Annotated in this window: 6 protein-coding genes; 1 reads left to right on the top strand and 5 read right to left on the bottom strand. The window is 72.7% G+C overall.

Annotation, left to right across the window (positions count from 1 at the left end; all coding sequences use genetic code 11):
* Positions 1–66: 66 nt before the first annotated feature.
* The 5 genes from ACFV6I_RS35780 to ACFV6I_RS35760 form a co-directional block, all read right to left on the bottom strand.
* Complete coding sequence (locus tag ACFV6I_RS35780; protein ID WP_363378097.1) at positions 67–1,122, bottom strand: hydrogenase expression protein HypE; 1,056 nt, start codon at positions 1,120–1,122, stop codon at positions 67–69.
* A 274-nt stretch (positions 1,123–1,396) separates the two neighbouring features.
* Positions 1,397–3,379, bottom strand: a complete 1,983-nt coding sequence (locus tag ACFV6I_RS35775; RefSeq protein WP_380430098.1) for a LamG-like jellyroll fold domain-containing protein — start codon at positions 3,377–3,379, stop codon at positions 1,397–1,399.
* Positions 3,380–3,551: 172 nt separating this feature from the next.
* Entirely contained in the window at positions 3,552–3,857 is a 306-nt protein-coding gene (locus tag ACFV6I_RS35770) for a hypothetical protein (RefSeq protein WP_380430096.1), read from the bottom strand.
* Positions 3,858–4,280: 423 nt separating this feature from the next.
* A complete protein-coding gene (locus ACFV6I_RS35765) occupies positions 4,281–5,441 on the bottom strand; it encodes an SGNH/GDSL hydrolase family protein (protein ID WP_380430093.1) in 1,161 nt (386 codons plus the stop codon).
* A gap of 165 nt (positions 5,442–5,606) precedes the next feature.
* Positions 5,607–6,614, bottom strand: coding sequence for an AraC family transcriptional regulator (locus ACFV6I_RS35760; RefSeq protein ID WP_380430090.1), 1,008 nt, complete (start codon positions 6,612–6,614; stop codon positions 5,607–5,609).
* A 164-nt stretch (positions 6,615–6,778) separates the two neighbouring features.
* Between ACFV6I_RS35760 and ACFV6I_RS35755 the strand changes: the two genes are divergently transcribed.
* Complete coding sequence (locus tag ACFV6I_RS35755) at positions 6,779–7,273, top strand: DUF1772 domain-containing protein (protein WP_063350758.1); 495 nt, start codon at positions 6,779–6,781, stop codon at positions 7,271–7,273.
* Positions 7,274–7,380 lie beyond the last annotated feature (107 nt).

Genomic DNA, 7,380 nt, shown 5'->3' with positions numbered 1-7,380 from the left:
GGTGTGTCGGTACTGCACGGGCCCGCCCGCCCGGGGGGGGGGGGGGGGCCCGAAGGGGGAAAGGGGTCACCACGGCGGGCGGTAACCGGTGGTCAGGCGGCGCCCGGTGTGCCGCCACTTGGGCTCCTGGTCGACCGTCCGGCCCGTGATCGTGCGCAGGCGGCGGATCACCGCCCCGTACGCCGAGCTGGCGCCCGTGGAGACCCGGGAGCCGGGCGGCGGGTCCATGAACGGCATGAACTTGTCGGGGAAGCCCGGCATGGTGCAGGCGATGCAGATGCCGCCGACGTTGGGGCAGCCGCCGATGCCGTTGATCCAGCCGCGTTTGGCGACGTTGCACTTGACGACCGGGCCCCAGCAGCCGAGGCGCACCAGGCACTCGGGCGTGCCGTAGTCCGTGGCGAACTGGCCCTGTTCGTAGTACCCGCCGCGGTCGCAGCCCTCGTGCACGGTCGCGCCGAACAGCCAGGCCGGACGCAGCTTGTCGTCCAACGGGATCATCGGCGCGGAACCGGCCAGCTGGTACAGCAGGTAGGTCAGCGTCTCGGCGAAGTTGTCGGGCTGGATCGGGCAGCCCGGCACGCAGACGATCGGCAGGCCCGCCTTGGACTTCCAGTCCCAGCCCAGGTAGTCGGGCACGCCCATGGCACCGGTCGGGTTGCCGGCCATCGCGTGGATGCCGCCGTAGGTGGCACAGGTGCCGATGGCGACCACCGCGGTGGCCTTGGGGGTGAGGCGGTCCAGCCACTCACTGGTGGTGATCGGCTGGCCGGTGTCCGGGTCGTCGCCGAAGCCGCACCAGTAGCCCTCCTCCTTGATCGTCTCGTTCGGGATGGAACCCTCGACGACCAGGACGAAGGGGTCGAGCTCGCCGCGGTCCGCCTTGAAGAACCACTCCACGAAGTTGTCCGCGCCCTGGACCGGACCGCACTCGAAGTCGATCAGCGGCCAGTGGACGGCGACCTTCGGCAGGCCGGGGAGTGCGCCGGTGACGATCTCCTCGATGCTGGGCTGCATCGCCGCAGTCAGGGAGACCGAGTCCCCGTCGCAGCTCAGACCTGCATTGATCCAGAGAATGTGCACCACGGCGGCGTCGGCTGAAGTTGTTGCAACCGCACCCATGAGGATGCCTCCTCAAAAAAACGGGAGCCGGACAGATAGGCTCAAAAAATTCATAGCAGCAGTTCAGTCCGGCCGCCGGTCCAGAGAGCCGGGCAGGTCGCTCGAAGGGACGCAAGTCGGCGCACCCGTCCGGGTGGCCGTCGGACGGGCTCGGCGAGCCACCGAAAACGCCGCGCCACCGTGCCCGGGGGGGCGCGGGGGGGGGGGGGAGTCGGGGGGGCGGGGGGGTGTGGTACAAAAATAGTACCCCGGGGACCTCGGAGGCGCGGGGGTGTCAGGAAATCATGAAGTCCCGGACCGGCAGGGGGCGGTTGACCACCCGGACGTCGCCGATCCAGCCGTGGAACACCTGGTTGAGCGCGCCGCCGTACTCGTAGCCGCCGAGCAGCCAGGGGTGGCCGAGGGTGCTGAGGCCCTCGGACGGTGTCGAGGGGTTGCGGACGACCTCGCAGCCGTTCACGTACATCCGGGTGAGCCGCTTGTTGTTGACGACCGCGACGTGCCACCAGGCGCCGAGCGGGAGTTCGTGGCCCCAGTTGGTGACGGGGCCGCTCAGGTTGGTCGGGTAGACGCACCACTGCAGTTCCCGCCCGCCGGACAGGCTGAGCGTGGCGACCGGCTCCTGCGGGTCGGTGTCGGGGCCGCTCTTCCCCGCCTCCCCGCTCGTGCCCCAGCGGCTGAGCAGCGCCGTCCAGGCGTTGCGGCCGGCGTCCCAGTCGGCCGGCAGCTTGAAGAACGCCTCGAAGGTGTAGCCCTGCTGGAAGGTGTCGGCGTTCATCGGGGCCTTGGCGACGGTCTGCAGGTACGCGCCCTGGACCGGCTTGCCCCGGCCCGCGAAGTAGAGGCTGCCGCGGCCGGGCTGGTCGGGGTGGGACTCGGCGGACCAGGTGAGCGTCCCGGCCGGGCTGCCCGGGGCGGTCTGCTTCACGAGGTCGTTGCCGTGGCCGCTCAGGTCCTTGACGACCTGGGAGTCGGCGACGGCGCTGCCGTCCGGCCGTCCGCCGTCGAAGCGCCAGTAGGCGACCGTGCCCGGGATCGTCAGCTGACGTGCGGGGCGGGCCGGGCGGGCCGGGACCGGGGCGAAACCGGCGAACCGCCGCGCGAAGTCCACCTGCACCGAGAAGCTGTCCACCGGGCCGGTCAGCTCGATCTCCTCGCTGGCGAGGCGGTTGACCTTCTCGGCCGCCAACTGCTGGATCCAGGGCGAGTACGTCCGCACGTCGATGGTGTTGCGGTCCAGGTCGAAGCGGTAGGCGCGGATCATCGCCGCGCCGCCGTAGTACCGGTTCTGGTAGTTGGTGATGTGGACGTGGACGTCGTGGCCAGCCTTGTTGGTCAGCGTGGTGCTGCCGGGCGGCCAGTAGTGGCCGTTCAGGGTGAGGAAGATCTGGTCGTTGCCGCTGATCAGCCTGTCCCAGAGGGCGTGCCCGTGGTCGGACAGCTGGGCGGCGCCGCCGTCGTCGGCGTAGGCGAGGTCGTGGGTGGTGAGGATGACCGGCACGGTCGGGTGCTGGGCGATCACCGAGTTCGCCCAGGCGAAGCCGCGGTCGGACAGCCGCCAGTCCAGTGAGAGCACCATCCAGTCCCGGCCGGCTCCCCGGAACAGGTGGTAGGTGTTGTAGCCGTCCGGGCTCGCGCCCTTGAACGTCGCCGAGCGGGCGAACCGGGCCGGGTTGAAGGTGTCCAGGTACGCCGTCCGGCCCCGCTGGTCGTCGCCGCCCGATCCGACGTCGTGGTTGCCGGCCAGGACGCTGTAGGCCGCGCCGTGGCGGTCGAGGAGGGTGAAGGCCTTGCCCGCGGCGGCGAACTCCTCGGCCTTGCCGTTCTGGGTGACGTCGCCCAGGTGCGCGAGGAAGACGAAGTTCTCGTCGCTGCCGTCCAGCACGTGGCGCAGCGAGGCCTCCAGCGGGGCGGGGTGGATCCGGTCGTCGTCGAAGAGGTACTGGGTGTCGGGCATCACCGCCAGGGAGAAGCGGGGGCCGTCCGGGTCCGGATCCCAGGCGCCCCGGCCGTCGTCCGCGGCGGCGGGCGCGCCGAAGGCGTCGGCCGTCGCGTCGGCGGGCCCGTCCGCCGCTGCCGCCGCCGCCGTCGTTGTGGAGCCCGCCCCGAGGACCGCCAGCCCGGCGCCGACCAGCCCCGTCGCGCGCAGGAAGGCGCGGCGTCCGGCCGCCGCCGGCGCGTCGGAGTCGAACCCGACGGTCCGCGGGCAGCTCGACCCGTGGTCATCGTGGGGAAGGTTGTTCTGATGGTGGTTCATCGGGGCAGCTCCTCGGGCCGTACACGGTGATCGCGACGCTAGGGGCACGACGCGGACCACTGACCGGACGGCCGGCCTCCGCACGGTGAACGCCCGGGGAACGTCCCCCGCAGGCTGCTGCTCCCTGCCCGGCCTCCGCGGCCGGGTCAGCGGGCCTGGTCAGTGGGCCTGGTCAGTGGCCGCCCTTGGGCTCGGTGCAGCCGCCGTCCAGGTACATGCCGTGCGGGCGGATGTCGGGCCGGGCGGTCAGCAGGCCGCTGACGCAGAGAACGGCTTCGGGGATTTCGAGGTCGAAGCCGGGGGCGCCGGCGGAGGTGCGGACGTTGACCAGCTCGGCCGGGTAGCCGAGGCGTTGGAGGGCGGGGCTGGTGGGGGGCGGGGCGGCGGGGCGCGGCGCTCTGCGCTCGCGCCCCCCCCCCCCCCCCCGGCGGGCCGCAGGGCGTCCGCGATCCGTGCCGCGTGGGCCGCGCCGCGGCATTGGGCGTCGGCGAGGAGCCTGACGGTCTGTTTGTAGGCGTGGTTCTCCGCGTACTTGTCGGCCCAGGTACCGCCGTCGCCCGTGGGGGCGGCGGCCGGGGCGGACGGCGGTGTGGCGGCGACGCCCGCGCATTTCGCCGCGACCTGGGGGAAGAGCCGGTCGTGGCGGGCCAGGGCCTCGGCCCCGGCCTGACCGGGTTCTCGGGCCGGGGTGGTCGCGGTGGCGGGGGCGCTGCCGACCGGCGTACCGCCGGTCGCACTGCCCGGTGCGCTCACCGATCCGCAACCGGCCAGCGCCACGGCTGCCACGGCCGCGGCCAGGCCTGCGGCCATCACGGTCCTCGCGCGCTTCATCGACCTTCTCCCCCTTGGCTATTGACCCTTGATCGCATCATTGTCGCGCACGAGGGCGGCGGCGGGCGGGTCAGTCCGCGAACGGGCCGGTGTCTCCGAAGGCGAGGCGGGTGAAGTGCTCGGCGATGCGGTGGTGGCCGGCCTGGTCCGGGTGCAGGTCGTCGGGGAGCGGGTGGTCGTCGTGGTCGGTCTGGCCGTAGAGCGAACGGCCGTCCAGGTAGTGCAGGTTGAGGTCGCCGTCGGCGACGCGGGCGGCGACGATGCGGGCGAGTTCGGTCCGGATGACGGTGAGGGTGAGGCGGCCCGCCGCGGTCTCGGCCGGGTCGCCGGTGGCCCGGAAACGCAGCGCCCCGGTGCTGAAGTCGGCGGCGAGGGGCCCCGGGGTGTCCTCCTGGATCGGGCAGAGGATCGAGGAGACGACGAGCAGCGGCGTGGCCGGGTGTCCTTCGCGGACGGTGTCGAGGAAGCCGTGCACCGCCGGGACGAAGGCGCGCAAGCGCATCGCGTCGGCGTTGACGAGGTTGATGCCGATCTTCAGGCTGATCAGGTCGGCGGGGGTGTCGCGGATGGCGCGGGCGGTGAACGGGTCGAGCAGGGCGCTGCCGCCGAAGCCCAGGTTGACCAGGTCGACGCCGGCCGCGGCCGCCGTCAGGGCGGGCCAGGTGCCGGTCGGGTGGGTGGCGTTGGAGCCGTGGCTGATCGAGCTGCCGTGGTGCAGCCAGCGCCGGCGGGTGCCGTCCGGGGCCGGGGTGACGGGGGCGTCGGTGTCGAGGGCGAGGAGTTCGGTGGTCTCGGTGTGCGGGAGCCAGATCTCGACGGTCTTGTCCCGTGCGGGCAGACCGGTGAACCGGGCGGTGCCGGGCGGGCCCTGGGTCAGCTCGACGCGGCCGGTGGCCAGGTCGATGGTGCGCAGGTTGCCGCCGGACACCGTGGTCTGCGCCGTCAGCCGCCCGTCGACGAGGAGGTCGTACATCCCGTCGGGCGGGGTGGGCACGCCCACGTAGGCCCGCTTGGTCGGGACGGTGTGCAGGTCGATCGCGGTGGCGCGGGTGCGGAAGGCCAGCCGGACGCCGGTGGGCTGGGACTCGGCGATCGCGAGCTGTTCGTCGGGGATCTGCCGGCGTGCCCGGGCGGGCAGGCGGTGCGGCAGCAGGCCGCGCCCGGTGTGCTCGACGTCGAGGTGGCCGTGCAGCAGGGCCTCGGTGACGGGGGTGGTGAAAGAGGTGTTCATCGCTGTTCCATCGCGTTCTGTGCGGGTCCTGCCCGTGCCGTGCACCTTCTGCCATCCGGCTATAGCCAGTATGGTATTGCCTAATGAGTTTAGGCAAATGGGATTGCAGCCTTGGATTCCCGGTCTTGGATTCCCAGGCCTTGGCCGTCGGCGGCGGCCGCGGCGTCAGCCCGCCAGGATGACCGTCTCCGCCGGGCCGGAGAAGCCGGCCTGCTGGGCCGGGGTGCCGGTCGCGGCGAGGCGGCGGTGCTCCTGCGGACTGACACCGCGGACGCGCTTGAAGGCCGCAGAGAGGGCGAAGGCGTTGCTGTAGCCGACCTTGCGGGCCGCGAAGGCGACGGTGCACTCGGGTTCGCGCAGCAGGTCGGCGGCCACGGCCAGTCGCCAGCCCGCCAGGTAGGCCATCGGCGGTTCGCCGACCAGGCCGGTGAAACGGCGGGCCAGGCCCGCCCGCGACACCCCGACCCGCTGGGCGAGGTCGGCGACCGTCCAGGCGGTGGCCGGGTCGTCGTGCATCAGCCGCAGCACCGGCCCGACGACGGCGTCGTGCTGGGCGCGGTACCAGGCCGGGGCGCCGGAGTCGGGGGCGGCGAGCCAGGAGCGCAGCACGGAGACGACCAGCAGGTCCAGGATGCGGTCCAGGACCAGCTCCTGACCGGGCTCGTTGCGCCCTATCTCGGCGGCCAGCAGGTGCACCAGGGTGTCGTCGGCGCCGGTGCCGGCCGGGCGGACCAGCAGGCCGGGCAGGCAGCCGAGCAGGCGCTGGCCGATCTCGTGCTCGGCCTGGTAGGTGCCGGACAGGGCCACCGAGGACGCCTGGTCCCCCTCCCGGCCCTGCCCCCAGGTCCGGACGCCGAGCGACATCACCTCGGAGACGTCCACCCCGCCGCGCGTGCAGACCTGCCCGGGGCCGACGATCACGTCCACGGGGGTGTCGGGGTCGTCCGCCACCGTGTACGGCTCCGGGCCGCGGACGATCGCCACGTCGCCGGGGTGCAGCAGCAGCGGCGTACCGCGCTCGGGCAGGATCCAGGCCTCGCCCCGGACCATCGTCACCACCGACAGCGGGGCCCGGTCCTCGATCCGCAGCGACCACGGCGGGGTGAGGATCGAGCGCAGCAGGAACGCACCACGGGCCTTGGGGCCGTCGAGGAGTCCCGTCAGAGTGTCCATGGCCCCAAGTGTAGACGGCAAGACATTATTTGACGGTTCGTCATTTGAGAGGGTCTTGAGTGATCGAGGTGGCCCGAGCGGCCCGGATGCCGGATGATCGGCGCACGGGGGCACGAACCGATACGCAGATAGCAGATACGCAGAGACAGTGAGGGGCTACGAAGATGGAACTGGCACGCACACTCGCACTGGTGGCGGCCACCGTCACCTGTGGACTGACCGCCGGGTTGTTCTACGCCTTCGCGTGCTCGGTCATGCCCGCGCTCGCGCGGGTCGAGGACCGCACCTTCATCGAGGTCATGCAGCGCATCAACGTGGCCATCCTGAACGGCTGGTTCGTCCTCGGCTTCGTCGGCGCGCTCCTCACCACCGGCGCCGCCGTCGCCCTCCACCTGCCCTCCGACGGCCACCACGCGCTACCCGCCACCGTGGCCGCCCTGGTGCTCTACATCGCCGCGATCGGCGTCACCCGCTCCGTCAACATCCCGCTCAACGACGAACTCGCCGCCGGCGGCGAGCCCCGGCGCATCACCGACCCGGCCGCCGTCCGGGGGCGCTTCGAAGCCCGCTGGGTCCGCTTCAACGTGCTGCGCGCCCTGCTCTGCACCGCCGCCGTCGCCTGCCTCGCCTGGGCGCTGATCCTGCACGGCCAGGCCTGACCCCGCGCCCGGTCGGACCCCCGGATACGCCTTCGAACTCCCACCCCGCCGCCGGGGGGGTGGATGGGGTTTGGGGGGGGGCGGGGGGGGGCGCGCCCGCCGCCACG

This window comes from Kitasatospora sp. NPDC059803 (assembly GCF_042732255.1).
Classification (GTDB): Bacteria; Actinomycetota; Actinomycetes; order Streptomycetales; family Streptomycetaceae; genus Kitasatospora.
The sequence above is the reverse complement of the archived record's forward strand: the minus strand, read 5'-3'. Positions and strand labels throughout refer to the sequence as shown.